This window comes from Pseudonocardia yuanmonensis, from assembly GCF_039542425.1.
Classification (GTDB): domain Bacteria; phylum Actinomycetota; class Actinomycetes; order Mycobacteriales; family Pseudonocardiaceae; genus Pseudonocardia; species Pseudonocardia yuanmonensis.
In genome coordinates, this window is sequence record NZ_BAABIC010000004.1 from 125,569 (window position 1) to 145,318 (window position 19,750).

Genomic DNA, 19,750 nt, shown 5'->3' on the forward strand with positions numbered 1-19,750 from the left:
CGGTGAGACGTGTGGACGGGCCCACCGACCACGTCGTGGTCGTCGGGGCCGGGCTCGCGGGTCTGTGCGCCGCGCTGCACCTGCTCGGCGCCGGCCGCCGGGTGACCCTCGTGGAGCGCGACGCCCACCCGGGCGGCCGCGCGGGCCGGCTGGACCTGGAGGGACCCTCGGGGACCTATCTCGTGGACACCGGGCCGACCGTGCTGACCATGCCGGAGCTGCTCGACGAGGCGCTGGGCGCGGTCGGCGACTCGCTGGCGGGCCGGCTGGACCTGGTCCGCCTCGGCCCGGCCTACCGCACCACCTTCGCCGACGGCACCACGATCGACGTCCACACGGACGCCGAGGCGATGGAGGCCGAGGTCCGCGCCACCTGCGGCCCGGAGTCCGCGGACGGGTACCGCCGGCTGCGCGCCTGGCTGACCGACCTCTACCGCACCGAGATCGACTCCTTCATCGGCGCGAACTTCGACTCGCCGCTCTCCCTGCTCGGTCCCGACCTGGTCCGGCTGGCCGCGCTGGGCGGGTTCGGCCGGCTCGGCCCGCGGATCGCCCGGTTCCTGCCCGACGAGCGGCTGCGCCGGATCTTCTCCTTCCAGGCCCTCTACGCCGGGGTCGCCCCCGACCGGGCGCTCGGCGCGTACGGCGTGATCGCCTACATGGACACGATCGCCGGCGTGTACTTCCCGCGCGGCGGGATGCGGCAGGTCGGCACCGCACTGGCGGCCGCGGCCGTCGACGCCGGCGCCGAGCTGCTCACCGGCCGCGAGGTCACCGGGCTGGAACGGCGGGACGGGCGGGTCACCGCGGTCCGGCACGTCGAGGCCGGGTCGGCGGGCGCCGCGCCCGAGCGGCTGGCCTGCGACGCCGTCGTGCTCACCCCGGACCTGCCCGTCGCCCACCGGCTGCTCGGCGGCGCACCGCGGCGCCCGCTGCCGGTGCGCTGGGCGCCCAGCGCGGTCGTCGCGCACCTCGGGGTGACCACGCCGCGCCACGAGCTCGCCCACCACACCATCTCCTTCGGGGCGGCGTGGGAGCGGACCTTCACCGAGATCATCGATCGGGGCCGGCTGATGTCGGACCCGTCCCTGCTGGTCACGCGCCCGACCGCGACCGATCCCACGCTGGCGCCCGCGGGCCGGGACCTGCTCTTCGTCCTGGCCCCGTGCCCGAACCTCGAGCGGGGCCCGCTGGACTGGGACCGGGTCGGCCCGGCGTACCGGGACGAGTTGCTCGGGGTGCTGGAGAAGCGCGGGATCACCGGCCTGACCGGGGACGTCGAGGTGTCCACCCTGGTCACGCCGGCCGACTGGGCCCGCCAGGGACTCGCCGCGGGCACCCCGTTCTCGGCCGCGCACACCTTCGCGCAGACCGGCCCCTTCCGGAGCCGGAACCTGCCGCGGCGGTTCGGCAACGTGGTGCTCGCGGGCTGCGGGACCACGCCGGGGGTCGGGATCCCCCCCGTCGTGCTGTCCGGGAGGCTGGCCGCCGCCCGCGTGACCGGGGCGTGACCGGTCCGTGATCAGGCGGGGTCCGGATCGGACCGGGAGGCCGCCCGTGCGAGCATGGGCCCCGTCATGACCGCGCAGCCCACCCGACCGGCGACCGGGCCGGAACCGACCGACCCGGCGGGTTCCCCGGTGCCCAGCGACGTTCCCACGGCCACGGCGCTCGCCCCGGACGAGGGTGCGCGGGACTCGCCACCGGCCGCCGGCACGGGCGCGCCGCGCCCCGCCCCCGGGCTGTGGTCCCGCCTCGGGAACCCGCCGCGCAGGCCGCTGTGGCTCGGCTTCGCGGCCTCGGTCGTGCTGCTGGTCGGCGGCGTGGGCGGCGGCGGCACGCTGATCCACGACCCGATCCTGGGCAACGGCCCGTTCGGGTTCTGGCGCTACGGCCACGGCAAGGAGCTGGCCACCGCGCTGATGTACCTCGGCGTGGTGCTGATGGCGTGGGCGTGGGTGCAGCTGGGCCGGGAGGTGCTCGCCCGCCGCGCCGGCGGTCGGGCGGTGCTCACCACGGCCGTGGTGTGGATGCTGCCGCTGCTGGTGGCCCCGCCGCTCTTCACCCGGGACGTCTACAGCTACCTGGCGCAGGGCGCGCTGCCGGTGTTCGGCTTCGACCCCTACGCGGTCGGCCCGGAGGCGATGCCGGGCGTCTTCACCGACAACGTCCACTACTTCTGGCAGGACACCCCGGCGCCCTACGGCCCGCTGTTCATCCTGATCGCGAAGGCGTGGGCCTGGGTGACCGTGCAGGCGGGCACCAACATGGTGCTCGGCGTGATCGGCATGCGGCTGATCATGTGCCTCGGCCTGGTCCTGCTGATCTGGACGCTGCCCGAGCTCACCCGGCGCCTCGGCGGCCGCCCCGCGGTGGCCCTGTGGGTCGTCGTCGCCAACCCCGTCATGGTCATCCACCTGGTCGGCGGCGGGCACAACGACCTGTTGCTCGTCGGGTTCCTGGCCGTCGGCTGCCTGGCCATGCTGCGCGGCCGGCACGTGCTCGGCATCGCACTGGTCACCCTGGCGATGGCGACCAAGGCCAGCGCGGCCGTCGCGCTGCCCTTCCTCGTCCTCATCTGGGCCGCCCGGCTGGAGGGTTCCTTCCCGCGGCGCCTGGTCCGGGCGGGCACGGCGAGCGTGGCCGTGTTCGTCCTGGTCTTCGCGGGCGTCACCCTCGCCGCGCAGGTCGACCTGGGGTGGCTGCCCGCGCTCAGCGCTCCGTCGATGATCGTGAACTGGCTGTCGCTGCCCACCGGGCTCGGCGAGTTCGTGCACACCGCCCTCGGCGGCGTCGCGCCGCTGCCCAAGCAGCCCTTCATCAACGTCGCCCGGGTGATCGGCGCGATCCTCCTGGTCGCGATCGTCGCAGTGCAGTGGTGGCGCGCCCGCGGCGGCGGCCCCGACGCCGTGCGCCGCGCCGGCATCGCGCTGCTCGCCGTCGCCCTGCTCTCCCCCGCCACGCTGCCCTGGTACCTGAGCTGGGGCATGGCGATCCTGGCGATGGTCCCGTGGAGCGCCCGCGGACTGCAGTGGCTGGTCTTCGGCTCGCTGTGGCTGATGATCGTCTACTACCCCAGCGGCGAGGCCGCCCTCTACAACTGGGGCTACCTCGCGGTCTGCGCGGTCCTGGCCTGGATCGCGGCCCGCTCCCTCCTGCGGCCGGACCCGCTGGGATTCCGCCGCCCGAAGCCCGTCCCGGCGCGCACGTGCCTCACCTCCGAGCCCCTCTCCGAGCCCGGTGCGCGCGCAGTCGGCGGCCGCTGAGCTCGACGCGGCGGGGATCACCGATCCCGCGCTGCGCCGGGCCTACGCCGAGTGCCGCGCGCTCAACGCACGGCACGGCCGCACGTACTTCCTGGCCACCCGGCTGCTCACCCCGGACCGCAGGCCGGCGATCCACGCCCTCTACGGCTTCGCCCGGCACGCGGACGAGATCGTCGACGACCTCGGCGCCGGCGCCTCCACGGAGGAGCGCGAGGCGGTGCTCGACGAGCTCGGCCTCGACCTGGTCAGCGCCTTCGCCGGGGACGACCCGGGCACCCAGCCGGTGGTCACCGCCGTCGTCGACACCGTACGTCGGCACGGCATCGACCAGCGCCTGTTCTCGCCGTTCCTCACCTCCATGCGGATGGACACCCACGTCACGGGCTACGCGACCACGGAGGAGCTGGACACCTACGTCCACGGCTCCGCGGCGGTGATCGGCCTGCAGGTGCTGCCGGTCCTCGGCTCCGCGGCACCCGCGGAGGCCGCGCCGCACGCCGCCGCGCTCGGCGTGGCCTTCCAGATGACCAACTTCCTGCGGGACGTCGGGGAGGACCTCGACCGCGGCCGCGTCTACCTCCCGGCGGACGAGCTCGCCGCGTTCGGCGTGGACCGCGAGCTGCTCGTCTGGTGCCGCGCCCGGCGCACCACCGAGCCCCGGGTCCGCCGCGCCCTCGCCCACCTCGTCGCCCGCACCCGCGCCGTCTACCGGCGCGCGGAGCCGGGGATCGCGATGCTGGCGGCGGAGTCCCGGGACTGCGTGCGCTGCGCCTCCACGCTCTACGGCGGGATCCTCGACGAGATCGCCGCCGCCGGCTACGAGGTACTGCACCGGCGGGTCAAGGTCCCGCAGCGCCGCCGGCTGGCGGTGGCGGGCCCGGCGCTCGCGCATGCCGTCTGGACCCGTCACCGGCCCTGATCCCCCGGTCACGGGGTGAGGACGACCTTCTCGCAGTCCTCCTGCTTGTTCTTGAAGACCTCGAACCCCCGCGGGGCCTCCTGCAGAGGCATCCGGTGCGTGATGATCCGCGTGGGGTCGAGCTCGCCGGCCTCGATCCGCCGCAGCAACGGCCGCATGTACCGCTGGACGTGGCACTGCCCGGTGCGCAGGGTCAGCGACCGGTTCATCCACGCCCCGGCCGGGAACTTGTCCAGCAGCCCGCCGTAGACACCGATCACCGACACGACGCCGCCGCTGCGGCACGACAGGATCGCCTGGCGCAGGGCGTGCGGGCGTTCGGTCTCGGAGCGGACGGCCTGCTTGACCCGGTCGTACATCCCGACGTGCGCGCTGCCGTGGCTCGCCTCGAGGCCCACCGCGTCGATGCACTTGTCCGGGCCGCGCCCGCCGGTCAGCTCGAGCAGCACCGACCGGACGTCGTCCTGCTCGAAGTTCACCGGGACGTGCCCGGCCGACTCGGCCATCCGCAGCCGGTACGGCTCCTTGTCGATCGCGATCACGCGGGCGGCGCCCAGGAGGCGGGCGCTGTCCATCGCGAGCTGGCCGACCGGCCCGGCACCCCACACCGCGACGACGTCCGTGGCGCTGATGTCGCACATCTCGGCGCCCATGTACGCGGTCGGGAGGATGTCGGAGAGGAACAGCACCTGCTCGTCGGACAGGTCGTTCTCGATCCGCAACGGCCCCACGTCCGCGAACGGGACGCGCGCGTACTCCGCCTGCCCGCCCGCGAACCCACCGGTCAGGTGCGAGTAGCCGAAGATCCCGCAGCACGGGTGGCCGAACAGCTTCTCGGCGATGCCGGCGTTGGGGTTGGTGTTCTCGCAGCACGAGTACAGCTCGGCCGCGCACGCCGCACAGGCGCCGCACGCGATCGGGAACGGCACCACCACCCGGTCGCCCACCCGCAGGGTCTCGGGCCGCACGCCCGGCCCGACCTCGACGACCTCGCCCATGAACTCGTGCCCGAGGACGTCGCCGTCCTGCATGGTCGGGACGTAGCCGTCGACGAGGTGCAGGTCCGAGCCGCAGATCGCCGTGGACGTGATCTTCACGATCGCGTCCCGATGGTTGAGGATGCCCGGGTCCGGCACGTCACGGACCTCCACGGAGTTGCGGCCGGCCCAGCAGTTCGCCCTCATCGCCCCAGCACCTCCGTGCGCTCCTCGGCCGTCATCGGCTGCGCGGGGCGCTGCGGGAACTCCTCGCGGGCGCGCTTGCCCTCGGGCGCGCCGTCGGAGCGGACCACCTCGCCGGTCTCGAGCACCTGCTTGAGCCGACGCAGGTCGTCGTCGAGCTGCTGGTGGGGCTCCTCGCCGAACCACTTCGCCGCGGCCTTGCCGATCGCGCCGCCGGGCAGGTCGTACGTCAGCGCGACGTGGACCTCGGTGCTCTCGCCGTCCGGCGCGGCCACGAAGCTCACCCGGCCCCGGTTAGGCACCTCGGGCTCGCCGACGGAGTGCCAGGCGATCACCTGGTCGACGATCTCCTCGTCGACCTCCGCGTCCCACTCCACGGTGGTCCCGAACGGGGCGCTCGCGACCCAGTGGCTCGCGCGGCCCGGCACGGTCCGGACGGAGTCGAGGTGCTCCATGAAGGTCGGCAGGTTCTCGAAGACGACCCAGTACGCGTAGACCTCGGATCTCGGTCGCCGGATCGTCGTCGTGGCGTGCAGGTCCACTGTCACGTCCTCCTCACCCGGCGGCGCGCGCCGCCGATGGGAGGCGCGCGTACCCGGGCGGCGACCCCCGAAACCGGCGGAGACGTCCGGACGCGGGACCGGAAGGCCTGTCAGGCCCGGGTCGGAAGGCCGGTCAGAAGGCCGGTCAGAAGGCCGGTCAGAAGGCCGGTCAGAAGGCCATGGCCTGGGCGCGCCGCTTGATCTCGCGGTGCCGTCCGGCCCGGATGGCCGCGATCGGGGTGCCGGGCAGGCTGTCGTCCTCGGTGAAGAGCCAGCGGAGGATGTCGGCGTCGGGGTAGCCCCCGTCCCGCAGCACGGTGATCGTGCCGGACAGCCCCTTGACCACGGCGTTGCCCTCGAGGAAGTCCGCGGGGACACAGGTGGTGCCCTCGCGCTTCAGCGAGAGCAGCTGGCCGTCCTTGATCAGCTGGTGCACGCGGGTCCGCGGGACCGAGAGGATCGCGGCGACCTCGGTGGCGGGCAGGACGGCGACGTCGTCGGACAGGACGGCGCTCGCCCCGTTCGTCTCACTCACGCGCGTCACCATGCCACAGCACGGCCCGCCGAGGGGAGACGCCGCGAGGAGGGAACCGGGCGGTACCGTCGGGGCGTGACCGCCCCGCCCGGCTCCCCCGGAGCCCTGATCGACGCGCGGTACCGGGTCGGTCCCGTCCTCGCGCGGGGCGGGATGTCGACCGTGCACCGGGGGCTGGACACCCGGCTGGACCGACCGGTCGCGATCAAGGTCATGGATCCGCGGCTCGCGGCGGACCCGGCCTTCCGGGCCCGGTTCGAGCGGGAGGCGCGGTCCGCGGCGCGGATCGACCACCCGCACGTCGTCGACGTCCACGACCAGGGCCGGTGCACCCCGCCCGGCGGCGAGCCGACGCTGTTCCTCGTCATGGAGCTGGTCGACGGCGGCACCCTGCGGGACGTGCTGCGCCGCCGCGGTGCCCTCGGCGTGCCGGCGGCGTTCGCGGTCCTGGAGCCGGTCCTGGCGGGGCTTGCGCAGGCCCACCGGCTCGGCATGGTGCACCGGGACGTCAAGCCCGAGAACGTCCTGCTCGGCCGGGACGGCAGCGTGAAGGTCGCGGACTTCGGCCTGGTCACGGCGGCCGCCGAGGCCGGCGTCAGCCACGCCGGGATGATCCTCGGGACGATGGCCTACCTGTCCCCCGAGCAGGTCGCCACCGGCCAGGCGAACGCGCGCAGCGACGTCTACGCCGCCGGCGTCCTCTGCTACGAGCTGCTCACCGGTGCCCCGCCCTACACCGGCGACAACGCCCTGTCCGTGGCCTACCGGCACGTGAACGACGACGTGCCGCCCCCCTCCGCGATCGCGACCGAAGTCCCGCCGGAGCTCGACGAGCTGGTGCGCCGGGCCACGTCCCGCGACCCCGGCCGCCGCCCGGCCGACGCCGCGGCCTTCCTCGACGAGCTCGTCCGGCTGCGCGAGTGGCTGGCCGTGCCGCGGGTGCCGGTCCCGCTGCCGCCCCCGCCGCCGATCGAGGAGCAGGACACCCTGCCGGAGGAGGGCTTCGCGGGCTTCGCGCTGGAGGCGCCGGCCGAGCCCGCCGGATCCGGTGGAACCCGCGCGCTGACCCGCGGGGAGTTCCCGGACGGGTGCACGGAGGACCCGCCCACCGAGCGGCCGCGGCGGCCGGGGCGGCACGGCACCGCGTCGGCACCCGGACCCGACGCGCTGCCCGACCACCGGATCGCCCGGCGGCGCGGCCGCCGGGTGTTCGCGCTGTGGATCGTGCTCCTGCTGCTGCTCGGCCTGGTCGTCGGCGGGGCGGCGTGGTGGCTCGGGTCCGGCCGCTGGACCGCGATGCCCGCGGTCGTCGGGCTGGACCGGAGCGCGGCCGAGCAGCTGCTCACCGAGGCCGACCTGGCCTGGTCGGTCACCGAGCAGCACCACGACGACGTCGCCGCCGACCGGGTGGCCGCCGCCGACCCCGCCCCGGACTCCCGGCTGCTGCGCGGCAGCGCCGTCACCCTCACGGTCTCCACGGGCCGCCCGGTGGTCCCCGCGATCGCCGAGAGCAGCACGGTGGCGGCGGCCGAGCAGACGCTGCGGACGGCACAGCTCACGCCCGCGACCTCGGACGCGGCGACGGAGTTCAGCAGTACGGTGCCGCAGGGCGCGGTGCTGCGCACCGATCCCCCGGCCGGCACGCCGCTCCCGATCGGCGGCTCGGTGACCCTGGTGCTGAGCAAGGGCGTGGAGCCGCCGGCGGAGGTCGACGTCCCCCTCGTGATCGGCGACCGGCTCGACGAGGCCCGGGAGCGGCTCGAGCGCCGCGGGCTCACCGTCGACGTCGAGCGGACCTTCCCCTTCGGCCGGGAGAACCCGCGCGTGGTCGACCAGGACCCGGGCCCGGGGACGTCGGTCGAGGAGGGCGCGACCGTCACCCTCACGGTCTTCTAGCGCCTCCGGCGCCCGTGCGCGGCAGGAGCACCACCTGCCACGCACGGGCGGGGGTCAGCCGCGCAGCATCTCCGCGACGAGGAAGGCCAGCTCGAGGGACTGCTGGGTGTTGAGCCGCGGGTCGCAGGCGGTCTCGTACCGGCCGTGGAGATCGAGGTCGGAGATCTCCTGGGCGCCGCCGAGGCACTCGGTGACGTCCTCGCCCGTGACCTCGACGTGGATGCCGCCGGGGTGCGTGCCGAGCGCGCCGTGCACCTCGAAGAAGCCCTGCACCTCGTCGACGATGCGGTCGAAGTGGCGGGTCTTGTAGCCCGTCGTGGACTCGTGGGTGTTGCCGTGCATCGGGTCGCACTGCCAGATGACCTTGTGGCCGGAGGCGGTGACCTTCTCGACGATCGGCGGCAGCGCGTCCCGGATCTTGCCGTTGCCCATCCGGCTGATCAGCGTGAGCCTGCCCGGCTCGTTGCGCGGGTCCAGCCGCTCGACGTACTCCACGGCCTGCTCGGGCGTGGTGCTCGGGCCGATCTTGAGGCCGATCGGGTTCGACAGCAGCTCCGCGAAGGCGACGTGCGCGCCGTCGAGCTGGCGGGTGCGCTCGCCGATCCAGAGGAAGTGCGCCGACAGGTCGTAGAGCACGGGGTTGTCGCGGTCGAGGTCCAGCCGCAGCATGGCCCGCTCGTAGTCCAGCAGCAGGGCCTCGTGCGAGGCGTAGAACTCCACCGCGTGCAGCTGGTGGTCCGTGACCCCGCAGGCGTCCATGAACCGGACCGCGCGGTCGATCTCCGCGGCGACCGCCTCGTACCGCTCCCCCGCCGCGGACGTGCGCACGAAGTCCTTGTTCCAGGCGTGCACCATCGCCAGGTCGGCCATGCCCGTCGCCGTGAGGGCGCGGACCAGGTTCATCGCGGCGCTCGCGTTGGCGTACGCCCGGATCATCCGCGACGGGTCCGGCGTGCGGGAGGCCTCGTTCGGGGCGAGCCCGTTGACGATGTCGCCGCGGTACGAGGGCAGGCCCAGCGCGTCGACGGGCGAGCTGCGCGGCTTGGCGTACTGCCCGGCGATCCGGCCGACCTTCACCACCGGCAGCGAGGCGCCGTAGGTCAGCACGACGGCCATCTGCAGCAGGGTGCGGATGGTCGCGCGGATGTGCGGCTCGGTGTTGTCGACGAACGTCTCGGCGCAGTCCCCGCCCTGGAGCAGGAAGGCCTTCCCGTTCGCGACGTCGGCCAGGCGCTGCTTGAGCCGGTCGACCTCGGGCGGCAGCACGACCGGCGGCACGCTCTCGAGGACCGTGCGGGTGTGCGTGACGACCGAGGGGTCCGGCCACTCGGGCTGCTGGGCGGCGGGCCGGGCGAGCGCGTCGTCCAGCCGGGTGCGGAGATCACCGGGCAGCGGCGGCAACTCCGGGAGGACGTCCACGGGGGCGTCGACGGACCAGTTCACGCCCACGAGGGTATGCGGTCCCCCCGAGGGCCCGGCCCCCGGCTCCCGGCCCGGTCAGCACGCGGATGCCCGCTCCGGTCAGGGCGTCGGGACGGCGGTCTCGATGACCTGCCAGCGGCGCAGGTTGAGCCGGGCGTCGGCCAGCGCGTCGTGCGCGTCGGACGTGGGCGGCGGCAGCGGCGGGCGGCCCGCGTCCTCCCACCGCTGGCGCAGCTCGCGGGTGAACCGCGGGATCGCGCGGGGCAGCGCGGGCATGGCGCCCCACAGCTGGCAGAGGGCGACGTGGTCGTACGCGGCGATCCAGGCCCACAGCTCGACCTCGCCGGGTGCGCCGGTGAGGAACGCCAGCAGGTCGCGGCGGATCGCCGCCCGGGACCGCCAGGCCTTGTCGGCGGGCGAGGGCAGCTTGGGCAGCACGTTGGCCCGCACCCAGGGGCCGGCCTTGTCCGGGTCGAACTCCGTGGACACCGCGTAGAACTCGCGCCCGTCCTCGCCGACGACGCCGATCGACACCAGATCGATCGTCCTGCCGTCCTCGATGAACTCGGTGTCGTAGAAGAAGCGCATGCCAACCCTTTCCGACCTGCCGCGACTCTACGTCGCCCGATCGGCGGGGCGCGCGCCGGGACTGCGCCGGACGGGCGAAGATGTGGTTGCACGGTCACGATCCGGACGTCCGGGACGACCTACCCACCGACCCTCGGCCTCGGTCCGACCGCCTTCCTAGCGAGATCCCATGCACCGCTCCCGCACCGCCCTGCTCCCCGGGCTGGTCGTGCTGCTCTGCGCCGTGCTCGCCGCGGCGTGCGCCGGCCCGCCGCAGGCGCCCGCCACCACCGTGACCCTGCGCCTGTGGGACGACCAGGTGGCCAAGGCCTACGGCACGTCCTTCGCCGAGTTCGAGCGGCAGAACCCCGACATCCGCGTCGACCTCGACGTCGTCCCGTACTCGGACTACTTCGTGAGCCTCAACGCCCAGCTCGCCGCCGGCAAGGGCGACGACATCTTCTGGCTCAACTCGGCGTACTTCGGCGCCCTGGCGGACTCCGGCGCGCTCATCGACGTCGACCGAATCCTGCCCGGCCGCAAGCAGAAGTGGGTCCCGGCCGCCGTCGACCAGTACACCCGGGACGGGGCGCTGTGGGGCGTCCCGGCGCTCACGGACGGCCGGATCGTCATCTACTACAACAGGAGGATGCTGGCGGACGCCGGCGTCGACCCCACCGCACTGACCTGGCACACCGACCCGGCGAAGGACACCTTCCTGCCGGCGATGCGGAAGCTGACCGTCGACGCGCAGGGCCGGACCGCCGACCAGCCCGGTTTCGACCCGGCGAACGTGGCCCGGTACGGCTTCAACGCCGGCCGCGACCTCCAGGCGATCTACTACGACTTCGTCGGCTCCAACGGCGGGCGCTTCCAGAAGCCCGACGGCACCTTCGCCTTCGCCGAGCCGCAGTCGGCGCAGGCGTTCCAGTACCTCGTCGACCTGATCAACACCCACCACGTCGCCCCGGCGGCCGACGACACCAACGTCAACCCCGACTACGCCCGGGACGCCTTCCTCGACCAGCGGCTCGCCGTGTTCCAGTCCGGCACCTACAACCTGCGCAACGTCGCCGACGGCGCCACGTTCGACTGGGGCGTGGCGCCGATGGTCGCCGGGCCCGCGGGCCGGGTGTCGGTGGTCAACAGCGTGATCGCGGCGGGCAACGCGCGCACCTCGCACCCCGAGGCCGTCACGCGCGTCCTCGACTGGATCGGCTCCGAGCCGGGCGCCGACCCCGTCGGCGGGCGGGGCGCCGCGCTGCCCGCGGTCACGGGCTCGCAGCAGAAGTTCTTCGACTACTGGCGCGAGCGCGGCGTCGAGACGGGGTACTTCGGCAGCCTCGGCGGCACGGCCACGATCGACCCGCCGGCGGGACCGAAGTTCGGCACGGGCTCGCGGGCCTTCGAACCGATCCTCGGGGAGGTCTTCGCCGGGCGGCTGCCCGTGGGGCCCGGGCTGCAGCAGGCGCAGGACGCGGCCAACGCCGCGATCGCCGCGGGCTGACCGGGGCCGAGCCGCTCGGCTCAGGCCGCCGCTCTGCCCTGCTGCTCCTTCTCGGCCTGGGCGGCCTTCTCCTTGACCGACGCGGCGTACACGTCCACGTAGGTCTGTCCGGAGAGCTCCATCAGGGCGTACATGATCTCGTCCGTCATGGACCGCTCGATGAACCGGTCCCCCGCCATGCCCTCGTAGCGGGAGAAGTCGAGCGGCTCGCCCACCTTGACGTGCACGTGCCCGGGCCTCCACATCTTGGAGCCGATCGGGTTGACCTTGTCCGTGCCGATCATCGCCACCGGGATCACCGGGACGCCGGCCTCGAGCGCCATCCGCGCCACCCCGGTCTTGCCCTTGTAGAGCCGCCCGTCGGGCGAGCGGGTGCCCTCGGGGTAGATGCCGAGGAGGTTGCCCGCGCGCAGCAGCCGGACCGCGGTGTCCATCGCCGCCTGTGCCGCGTTGCCGCCGGACCGGTCGATCGGCACCTGACCGACGCCGCTGAAGAACTGCTTCTTGACGAAGCCCTTCAGGCCGGGCTCGGTGAAGTACTCGCGCTTGGCGAGGAACGTGATCCGGCGCGGCACCTGCAGGGGCAACAGGAACGAGTCGGCCACCGCCAGGTGGTTGCTCGCGAGGATCGCGGCACCCGTGGAAGGGATGTGCTCCAGACCCTCGATGGTGGGGCGGCAGTACAGCCGGAGCAACGGGCCGAGCAGGACGTACTTCGACCACCAGTACAGCACCGGGCTGGGCCTCCTCACCACAAGGGAGCCCAAGCGTACGGAGCGTCGCGCCGTTGCGACAACAAGGGACTCCCGCGCCCGTGGCGGGCGTGTCCGTGTCAGGATGCACGGGTCTGTCCCCGCAGACCCCGAGGAGGCCGCGAGCATGAGCACGGGCGAGCCGGAGGGCGTGCAGGGCGACCCGGGGCGCGAGGGCCGCCGGTCGGACCCGGATCCCTTCGAGCAGGTCGTGGCCTCCTGGCGGGCGGAGGGCACCGTCCCGCGCTGGCCCGGTGACGAACCGGGCGACGGTCCGGGCACAGCGGCGTCCGGTCCTGCGACGACCGGCCCTGCTTCGACCGGCCCTGCGGCGACCGGTACCGGGGCGACCGACCCGGAGCCGGCGACGGAGCGGCGCGCCGCCCCCGCACCCCCGCCGGTCCCCGAGATCGACCCCCGGCTGGACCCGGAGGAGCACTACATCCCGCCGGAGCCGCCGCCGCTGCCCCGGGTGGGCGCCGCGGTGGGCGTCGGGCTGGTGCTGGTCGTGCTGGGGATCGTGCTCGTCGCGGCGCCGCAGTGGATCGGGATGTCCTCGGTCTACGGGCTGCCGCTGGGCCTCGTGGCGATCGCCGGCGGCCTCACCTGGCTGCTGATGCGGCTGTGGCAGCCCGCCGACGAGGACGTGGACCCGTACGACGACGAGGGCACCGTCTAGGCCCCGGCCGGCCCGTCAGCGCGCCGCCCGGCCGCTCACGATGGCCTCGCGCGCCAGCTCGGCGGACCCGACCACCGCGGCCGCCGACCCGAGCTGCGCGGTGCGGATCCGCGCCAGCGGCCGGTTGCCCGCGCCGGTGACGATCCGCGCGTAGTGCTCGCGGGCCTCGTCGAGGAACAGCGGCGCCGAGACCGAGACCCCGCCGCCGATCACGACCAGCTCGGGGTCGAAGACGTCGGCGATCAGCGACAGGCCCTCGCCCAGCCACCGGCCCATGTCGGCGACCGCGCGCCGGGCCAGCCGGTCGCCGTCGCGCGCGGCGGCCGCGACCCGCTGGCCCGTGACCCGGCCCGGGTCCCGGGCGGCCTCGCGATGCAGCACGGAGGTGGACGCGTCGGGATCGGCGAGCATCTCCAGCGCGGTCGTGGCGAGCGCGGTGCCGCTGCAGTACCGCTCCCAGCAGCCGCGCTTGCCGCACTCGCACGGGCGGCCGTCGGGCACCACCCGGACGTGCCCGAACTCCGGCGCCACCCCGAAGGCGCCGCGGAACAGCGCGCCGTCGAGCAGCAGCGCCCCGCCGATCCCGGTGCCCAGGGCCACGAAGACCACGGTCGACGCACCGGCGGCGGCCCCGTAGCGGCGCTCGGCGAGGGCGGCGGCGTTGGCGTCGTGCTCGACGACGACCGGCACGCCCAGCCGCTTGCGCATCCGTTCGGCCACCGGCGCGTCCCGCCACGACAGGTGCGGCGCGAAGCGGACCAGGCCGCGGTCGGCGTCGATGAACCCGGCCAGCGCCAGGCCCACCGCGGACACCTCGTGCCGGTTCGCGAGCTCGCTCACGCACACGGCGATGGTCGCCTCGAGGGCCTCGTCGCTCTTGGGGGTCGCCGCGCTCGCGCTGTCGATGACCTCGCCCTCGGGGTCGACGACCCCGGCCCGGACGCTGGTCCCGCCCACGTCCACCCCGACGGTCAGCACGTCAGACCCGCACCACGGGGATGTGCTGGACCCGCCGGGCGGGCCCGCGCCCCCCGGCTCCGCCGCGTACGCCGTCGCCACCGTGTGCGGCGTCTCCGCCGTCCGCACCGCGGGTCGTGCCATGTCCGCCCTCTTCCTCGGATCCACGCCCCGCAGCACTGCCGGCCGTTCCCTCCGCCGCCGGGTCCGGCAGCTCCTCCAGCAACGTCCGCAGCACCGTCAGCAGTCCCGCGGCGTGCTCGGCCAGGCGTACCGCCAGCTCCGGGCGCTCGCCGCGCAGCAGCGCGAGCAGGGCGCACACCGGGCAGGACGCGCAGCTCGACGGCGTGCCCTCGGCCGAGCGGGCGGCGTCGAGCAGCGGCCCGACACGCTCGACCGCGGCCGTCGCGAGGGCGCGCAGTTCCCGGGTGAGGCCCTCGGCGTGCGCGCAGCTCACCCGCGCCCCCCGGTCACCGCTGCATCCAGACCGCCGGGTCCGGCGCGAAGACCACGACCAGGTCCGTGGCGTGGCCCTCGCCCACGAGGCGGGCGCCGGTGACCTCGCAGCGGCGCAGCACGGCCGGCAGGCTGACCCGGCGCCGGGTGGCGCCCACGGTGACCACCAGCTCGTCGCCCACGCGGGTGAGGTCCAGCGGGCCGTCGGCCGCGCCCGGCAGGCGCAGGGCCAGCTCGAACTCCGAGTCCGCGGAGGTCCCGCTGCCCGCGGTGCGCTCCAGGCGCAGGGCCGGGCCGGCGGCGGGGCCGGGGGCCACCGGGTCGGCGTCGCCGTAGAGGCCCGCGGCGAGCGCCACCAGCGCCTCCACGCCCGTGGGCTCGGCCGCGGTGTACGGCACCGTGACCAGCGGCACGGCGTCGGCGCACTCCGCCCGCAGCTCGGCCAGCACGGCCTGCTGCTCGGTGTGCCGCTCGCGCAGCCAGCGCGCGGTCGGTCCGCGCAGCGACGGCGGCGGCGCGGGCATGACCCGGTTGACCACCAGGCCGTCGACCTGCAGGTCGTGCAGGGCCAGGGCGGTCAGCGTGCGGCGGGTCTCCGCGGCGACGACCCGCTCGGGGGTCAGGACCAGGCGGATCGAGGTCTCCTCGCGGTCGGCCAGCAGGGCGCGCAGCCCGGCGAGCTGCGCGGCGAGCCGGTCCAGGGCGTCGACCGTCCGGTCCCAGCCCGCGGCCTGCTCGGCGCCGCCCCGTCCCGGGGCCAGCCCGGCGATCATGCCGCGGACGGCCCGGCGGTGCGCGGGGAAGAGCCGCTCGAGGTACCCGGAGAGCGCCTCGGGCAGCCCGAGCAGGCGCAGCGTCTCGGCGGTCGGGCCGCAGTCGACGACCACCACCTCCCAGAGCCCCGAGCTCGCGAGCCGGTGCACCTCGGCGAGGGCGAGGAGGTCCTCGACGCCCGGGAGCACGGTCAGCTCGTCCGCCAGCAGCTCGTCGATCCCGGCCCCGGCGAGCAACGTGCGCAGGTGGCCCTGCAGCCCGGCCCACGTGTCGTCGAGCAGCACCCGCGTGTCGACGTGCGCGGCGAACAGCCCCTGGCCGAGGTCGGCGGGCTCGTGCTCGGTGGTGTCGTCGAGGCGCTCGCCGAGGGCGTCGCCGAGGGAGTGCGCGGGGTCGGTCGAGACGACGAGGGTCTTGCGCCCGGACCGGGCGAGGCGGGCGGCCGTGGCCGCGGCGAGCGTCGTCTTCCCGACGCCCCCCTTGCCGGTGAACAGCACGACCCGCACGCGCGGCAGCGTAGCCGCCACGGGGCGTGCGCTCAGGAGCGGCTCTCCACGCGGCGCTTCAGGCCCTTCAGGGCGGTGTCGATGATCACCTTCTCGGCCTTGCGGCGCAACATGCCGATCATCGGGATGTTGAGGTCCACGGCGAGGCTGTAGGTCACCGTGGTGGGCGCGCCGCCCGCGGACTCGAGCGTGTACGAGCCGTTCTGCGCCTTCTGCATCTGGCCCTTGACCAGCGTCCAGCTCACCGAGCGGCCGTCCGGCGCCCAGTCGTAGTCGAGCGTGTAGGTGTCCTTGATCGGACCGGCGTCCATGGAGAAGCGCACGCGGTCGGCCTTGTCGCCGCCCTTCTCCAGGATCTCGACCGTCTTCACCTGGTCCGCCCACTCGGGGTAGGCCTCGAAGTCCGCGATCACCGCCATGACCGTCTCGGGGTCGGCGTCGATGGTGATCGAGGACGTCGTCGCGTCGGCCATGACGCGCACGTTACCGGGCGGATCACCAGCGCAGCACGTACGGCTCGCCCGTCCTGCGGAAGTGCCCGACGTTGACGCACTCGGTGCGGCCCAGCCGGGCCCGCTGCGTCAGCGGCTGGTGGACGTGCCCGAACAGCGCCGCGCGGGGACGGTCGCGCTCGATCAGCTCCACCAGCCCCTGCCCGGGCAGCTCCCGCCGCTTCGTGACGACGTCGTAGTGCAGTGCGGGCACCGCGGGTGGGGCGTGCGTGCACAGCAGCTCGACGTCCGTGAGCTTGCCGACCGCGGCGAGGTAGTCCTCGGACGGCACGAGGTGCGGACGCCAGGGACCGCCCCTGCGCGGCGGGAAGCCGGGCGGCAGCGGCACTCCGCCCACGAAGCCGACGCGCAGCCCGCCGATCTCGACCACCTCGCCGTCGGGCACCCGGGTGCCGGGGCGGACGTGCGCGGGCCAGAGGTCGGGGACGTCGACGTTGCCCGGGATGGCCCAGGTCGGGTCCGGGAGGACGGGGAACAGCGCCTCGTACTGCTCGGCGATCGCCTCCTCGATCACGGCCGCGGGGTCGGGGATGCGCGCCCAGGCCTGCCGCGCGAACTCCCGCAGCTCGCCCGGCCCGCCCGACCGGCGCACGTCGCCGAACTGCCGGCTGACCTCCGGGCCCAGGACCCGGCCCAGGATGCCGCCCTCGGGGTCCCGGTAGTCGACGAAGTCGATCAGGTCGCCGAGCACGAACACCGCATCGGCGCCGTCGGCCGCCCGGGCGAGGGCCTCGACGTTGCCGTGCACGTCGGAGACCACATGCACCCGCATGATCTGCAGACGCTACGTGAGCGTCGTCGGATCGGCGTCGTGAGGTTGAGCGCCGTCAGGTGAGCGCCGCGGGCGGGTCCCCCGGCGCCCGGCCCGCCTCCAGGCGCGCCTTGAGCGCGAACGCGATCCGCTTCGCGGCCCGCTGCCGGCGCTGGGTCTCGGCGGTGGCGCGGCGAGGGGACCAGGTCGTCGGCAGACCGTCCGGCCCGGTGGGGTCGGCCCGCAGGAAGTAGTGCACGACGGTGCCGTCGAGCACCGCCTCCAGCCACACCTCCATGCTCCCGGTCAGCGCCCCGCCGACGGTCCAGCGCACCCCCTCGTCGCCCCGGTCGGCCAGCACCTCCAGCCGCAGGTCCGGCCAGAGGCCCGGCCAGGCCCCCGGATCGGCGAACTCCGCCGCGACGCGCGCACGGGGCACGGCCAGGAATGTCTCGTCCACCACGTCCACACTGGGCACCGGCCACCTCCTCGCGTGCCCGATCCTCCCGCCCGCACCTGCGGGACCTGCGACGGGGGCTCGCGCGGGCCACGACGGGGGCCGCGCGTGCCGGGTGCGGCGAACCGGACAAGCCGGACACACGCGGCCTGCCGATCCGCGCCGCGACGCGCTATCTTTCCTCGCGAGTAACCTGCCAACGCCGGCCAGGAGGTCAGCATCGTGCGTGAGTACAGCGTCCCCGCGACCGTCACGGTCGGAGCGGAGGAGAACCTCCTCGACGCCGTCTACGCGAACGAGGCGGAGGTCCCGCGGACCACGTCGCTGCGGGTCCAGGAGGCCGGCGGGTGGCGGGACGTCACCGCCGCCGAGTTCGCCGCGCAGGTCACGGCGGTCGCGCGCGGCCTGATCGCCGCTGGCGTCGAGGCGGGCGACCGCGTGGCGCTGCTGTCCCGCACCCGGTACGAGTGGACGCTCGTCGACTACGCGGTCCTCGCCGTCGGCGCGGTCACGGTGCCGATCTACGAGACCTCCTCCGCGTCCCAGATCGAGTGGATCCTCGCCGACTCCGGCGCCGTCGGGATCGTGGTCGAGACGGCCGACCACGCGGCCCTGGTCGCGCAGGCCGGTATCACGCTGAGGTTCGTCAAGGAGATCGCCTCGGGCGGGGTCGACGAGTTCGTCGCCGCGGGCAAGGACCTCGCCGACGAGCAGGTCCACGAGCGCCGCCGGGCCGTGAAGGCGGACGACCTGGCCACCCTGATCTACACCTCGGGCACGACCGGGCGGCCCAAGGGCTGCGAGCTGACCCACCGCAATCTGCTCACCGAGATCGCCTCGACCCGTGCGGTGCTCTCCGAGCTGCTCACCGACACCGGCTCGGTGCTGCTGTTCCTGCCGCTGGCGCACGTGTTCGGCAAGGTCATCCAGTGCGGCGCCATCGCCTCCCGCACGGTCATCGGGCACACCCCGGACACGAAGAACCTGCTCGCGGACCTGCAGAGCTTCCGCCCGACCTTCCTGCTCGCCGTCCCGCGGGTGTTCGAGAAGGTCTACAACGGTGCCCGGCAGAAGGCGCACGACGAGGGAAAGGGCCGGATCTTCGACGCCGCCGCGGACACCGCGATCGCGTGGTCGCGGGCCCGGGACACCGGCGGCCCGGGCCTCGGGCTCAAGGTCAGGCACGCGGTGTTCGACAAGCTCGTCTACGGCAAGCTCCGGGCGGCCACGGGCGGGCGCGTCGTCGCCGCCGTGTCCGGCAGCGCGCCGCTGGGCGAGCGCCTCGGGCACTTCTTCCGCGGCATCGGCCTGCCGATCCTCGAGGGCTACGGCCTCACCGAGACCAGCGCGGGGGTCACCGTCAACTCGCTGTCCGCGCAGCGGGTCGGGAGCGTCGGGCGGCCGGTGCCGGGCCACGCCGTCCGGATCGCGGACGACGGCGAGATCCTGCTCCGCGGCGACATCGTCTTCCGCGGCTACTGGCAGAACGAGAAGGCCACCGCCGAGGCGATCGAGGACGGCTGGCTCCACAGCGGCGACATCGGCGAGCTCGACGACGCCGGATTCCTGACGATCACCGGGCGCAAGAAGGAGCTGCTGGTCACCGCGGGCGGCAAGAACGTCGCACCCGCGGTGCTGGAGGACCGGCTGCGGGCACACCCTCTGGTCGGGCAGTGCATGGTCGTCGGGGACGGCAAGCCGTTCATCGGCGCGCTCGTGACCATCGACCCGGAGGCCCTGCCGAGCTGGCGCGAGCGCAACGGCAAGACCGCCACCGGCGACCCGACCTCCGCCGCCGACCTGGTCGACGACCCGGAGCTGCGCGGGGAGATCGCCGCCGCGGTCGAGGAGGCCAACCAGGCGGTGTCCCGGGCCGAGCGGATCCGCAAGTTCCGGATCCTGCCGGTGGACTTCAGCGAGGCGGGCGGGGAGCTCACGCCCACGCTCAAGGTCAAGCGTGCGGTGGTGGCGCAGCAGTACGCCGCGGAGATCGCCGCCATCTACGCCCCGGCCGAGACGCCCCAGCCCGCCTGAGTCGGCCAACCCGCCTGGGCCGCTGAGCCCGCCTGAG

General features: G+C 74.6%; 19 protein-coding genes. 7 read left to right on the top strand and 12 right to left on the bottom strand.

What is annotated here, in order from left to right; genetic code table 11:
* Positions 1-2 precede the first annotated feature (2 nt).
* The 3 genes from crtI (at position 3) to ABD990_RS07185 (ending at position 4,185) form a co-directional block, all read left to right on the top strand.
* The gene (gene crtI, locus ABD990_RS07175; RefSeq protein WP_345379215.1) at positions 3-1,511 is read left to right on the top strand and encodes a phytoene desaturase family protein; all 1,509 of its coding nucleotides are present in this window, start codon (positions 3-5) and stop codon (positions 1,509-1,511) included.
* A 129-nt stretch (positions 1,512-1,640) separates the two neighbouring features.
* Positions 1,641-3,266: a polyprenol phosphomannose-dependent alpha 1,6 mannosyltransferase MptB gene (gene mptB / locus ABD990_RS07180; RefSeq protein WP_345379216.1), complete on the top strand. Its 1,626-nt coding sequence runs from the start codon at positions 1,641-1,643 to the stop codon at positions 3,264-3,266.
* Positions 3,241-4,185 (top strand): phytoene/squalene synthase family protein, encoded by a 945-nt coding sequence (locus ABD990_RS07185; protein WP_345379217.1) that lies wholly within the window; start codon positions 3,241-3,243, stop codon positions 4,183-4,185. Before mptB ends, ABD990_RS07185 begins: the two co-directional genes overlap by 26 nt.
* 8 nt (positions 4,186-4,193) lie before the next feature.
* Here the strand turns inward: ABD990_RS07185 and ABD990_RS07190 are convergent, their stop codons facing one another.
* From ABD990_RS07190 to ABD990_RS07200, 3 genes are all read right to left on the bottom strand, one after another.
* Positions 4,194-5,369 (bottom strand): zinc-dependent alcohol dehydrogenase, encoded by a 1,176-nt coding sequence (locus ABD990_RS07190; protein WP_345379219.1) that lies wholly within the window; start codon positions 5,367-5,369, stop codon positions 4,194-4,196.
* Positions 5,366-5,914: an SRPBCC family protein gene (locus ABD990_RS07195; protein ID WP_345379220.1), complete on the bottom strand. Its 549-nt coding sequence runs from the start codon at positions 5,912-5,914 to the stop codon at positions 5,366-5,368. Before ABD990_RS07195 ends, ABD990_RS07190 begins: the two co-directional genes overlap by 4 nt.
* Positions 5,915-6,077: 163 nt before the next feature.
* Complete coding sequence (locus ABD990_RS07200; RefSeq protein WP_345379222.1) at positions 6,078-6,443, bottom strand: Rv2175c family DNA-binding protein; 366 nt, start codon at positions 6,441-6,443, stop codon at positions 6,078-6,080.
* 75 nt (positions 6,444-6,518) lie between these two features.
* On the opposite strand from ABD990_RS07200, the gene pknB reads away from it, so the two are divergent.
* A complete protein-coding gene (gene pknB / locus ABD990_RS07205) occupies positions 6,519-8,339 on the top strand; it encodes a Stk1 family PASTA domain-containing Ser/Thr kinase (RefSeq protein WP_345379223.1) in 1,821 nt (606 codons plus the stop codon).
* A gap of 54 nt (positions 8,340-8,393) precedes the next feature.
* Here the strand turns inward: pknB and ABD990_RS07210 are convergent, their stop codons facing one another.
* Both ABD990_RS07210 and ABD990_RS07215 read right to left on the bottom strand, forming a co-directional pair.
* Complete coding sequence (locus ABD990_RS07210) at positions 8,394-9,782, bottom strand: class II 3-deoxy-7-phosphoheptulonate synthase (protein ID WP_345379225.1); 1,389 nt, start codon at positions 9,780-9,782, stop codon at positions 8,394-8,396.
* A gap of 78 nt (positions 9,783-9,860) precedes the next feature.
* Complete coding sequence (locus ABD990_RS07215; protein ID WP_345379226.1) at positions 9,861-10,349, bottom strand: polyadenylate-specific 3'-exoribonuclease AS; 489 nt, start codon at positions 10,347-10,349, stop codon at positions 9,861-9,863.
* A gap of 169 nt (positions 10,350-10,518) precedes the next feature.
* Here ABD990_RS07215 and ABD990_RS07220 point away from each other — a divergent pair, with 169 nt between their 5' ends.
* Complete coding sequence (locus ABD990_RS07220) at positions 10,519-11,835, top strand: ABC transporter substrate-binding protein (RefSeq protein ID WP_345379227.1); 1,317 nt, start codon at positions 10,519-10,521, stop codon at positions 11,833-11,835.
* A 20-nt stretch (positions 11,836-11,855) separates the two neighbouring features.
* On the opposite strand, the gene ABD990_RS07225 is transcribed toward ABD990_RS07220, so the two are convergent.
* Positions 11,856-12,569, bottom strand: coding sequence for a lysophospholipid acyltransferase family protein (locus tag ABD990_RS07225; protein ID WP_345379542.1), 714 nt, complete (start codon positions 12,567-12,569; stop codon positions 11,856-11,858).
* A 145-nt stretch (positions 12,570-12,714) separates the two neighbouring features.
* Between ABD990_RS07225 and ABD990_RS07230 the strand changes: the two genes are divergently transcribed.
* The gene (locus tag ABD990_RS07230; RefSeq protein ID WP_345379228.1) at positions 12,715-13,266 is read left to right on the top strand and encodes a hypothetical protein; all 552 of its coding nucleotides are present in this window, start codon (positions 12,715-12,717) and stop codon (positions 13,264-13,266) included.
* Positions 13,267-13,281: 15 nt separating this feature from the next.
* Here ABD990_RS07230 and ABD990_RS07235 read toward each other — a convergent pair whose 3' ends face one another.
* From ABD990_RS07235 to ABD990_RS07260, 6 genes are read right to left on the bottom strand one after another with little or no spacing between them, the layout of a single operon-like run.
* Positions 13,282-14,244 carry an ROK family glucokinase gene (locus ABD990_RS07235; protein WP_345379229.1) on the bottom strand — a complete coding sequence of 321 codons (963 nt, stop codon included), beginning with the start codon at positions 14,242-14,244 and terminating at the stop codon, positions 13,282-13,284.
* A 1-nt stretch (position 14,245) separates the two neighbouring features.
* A complete protein-coding gene (locus ABD990_RS07240; protein ID WP_345379231.1) occupies positions 14,246-14,680 on the bottom strand; it encodes a hypothetical protein in 435 nt (144 codons plus the stop codon).
* Between the two features lie 13 nt (positions 14,681-14,693).
* Positions 14,694-15,959 carry an ArsA family ATPase gene (locus tag ABD990_RS07245; protein ID WP_345379232.1) on the bottom strand — a complete coding sequence of 422 codons (1,266 nt, stop codon included), beginning with the start codon at positions 15,957-15,959 and terminating at the stop codon, positions 14,694-14,696.
* A gap of 32 nt (positions 15,960-15,991) precedes the next feature.
* Positions 15,992-16,432 (bottom strand): SRPBCC family protein, encoded by a 441-nt coding sequence (locus ABD990_RS07250; protein WP_345379233.1) that lies wholly within the window; start codon positions 16,430-16,432, stop codon positions 15,992-15,994.
* A 22-nt stretch (positions 16,433-16,454) separates the two neighbouring features.
* Positions 16,455-17,243 (bottom strand): metallophosphoesterase family protein, encoded by a 789-nt coding sequence (locus ABD990_RS07255; protein WP_345379235.1) that lies wholly within the window; start codon positions 17,241-17,243, stop codon positions 16,455-16,457.
* A gap of 55 nt (positions 17,244-17,298) precedes the next feature.
* Positions 17,299-17,700 carry a polyketide cyclase / dehydrase and lipid transport gene (locus tag ABD990_RS07260; RefSeq protein WP_345379238.1) on the bottom strand — a complete coding sequence of 134 codons (402 nt, stop codon included), beginning with the start codon at positions 17,698-17,700 and terminating at the stop codon, positions 17,299-17,301.
* A 201-nt stretch (positions 17,701-17,901) separates the two neighbouring features.
* Here ABD990_RS07260 and ABD990_RS07265 point away from each other — a divergent pair, with 201 nt between their 5' ends.
* Complete coding sequence (locus ABD990_RS07265; RefSeq protein WP_345379240.1) at positions 17,902-19,713, top strand: AMP-dependent synthetase/ligase; 1,812 nt, start codon at positions 17,902-17,904, stop codon at positions 19,711-19,713.
* Positions 19,714-19,750 lie beyond the last annotated feature (37 nt).

What these genes read in the sequence shown, in the direction of transcription:
- ABD990_RS07190 (WP_345379219.1), bottom strand. Translation starts at nt 5,369, where the DNA reads ATGAGGGCGAACTGCTGGGCCGGCCGCAACTCCGTGGAGGTCCGTGAC.
- ABD990_RS07215 (WP_345379226.1), bottom strand. Translation starts at nt 10,349, where the DNA reads ATGCGCTTCTTCTACGACACCGAGTTCATCGAGGACGGCAGGACGATC.
- ABD990_RS07220 (WP_345379227.1), top strand. Translation starts at nt 10,519, where the DNA reads ATGCACCGCTCCCGCACCGCCCTGCTCCCCGGGCTGGTCGTGCTGCTC.
- ABD990_RS07230 (WP_345379228.1), top strand. Translation starts at nt 12,715, where the DNA reads ATGAGCACGGGCGAGCCGGAGGGCGTGCAGGGCGACCCGGGGCGCGAG.
- ABD990_RS07250 (WP_345379233.1), bottom strand. Translation starts at nt 16,432, where the DNA reads ATGGCCGACGCGACGACGTCCTCGATCACCATCGACGCCGACCCCGAG.
- ABD990_RS07255 (WP_345379235.1), bottom strand. Translation starts at nt 17,243, where the DNA reads ATGCGGGTGCATGTGGTCTCCGACGTGCACGGCAACGTCGAGGCCCTC.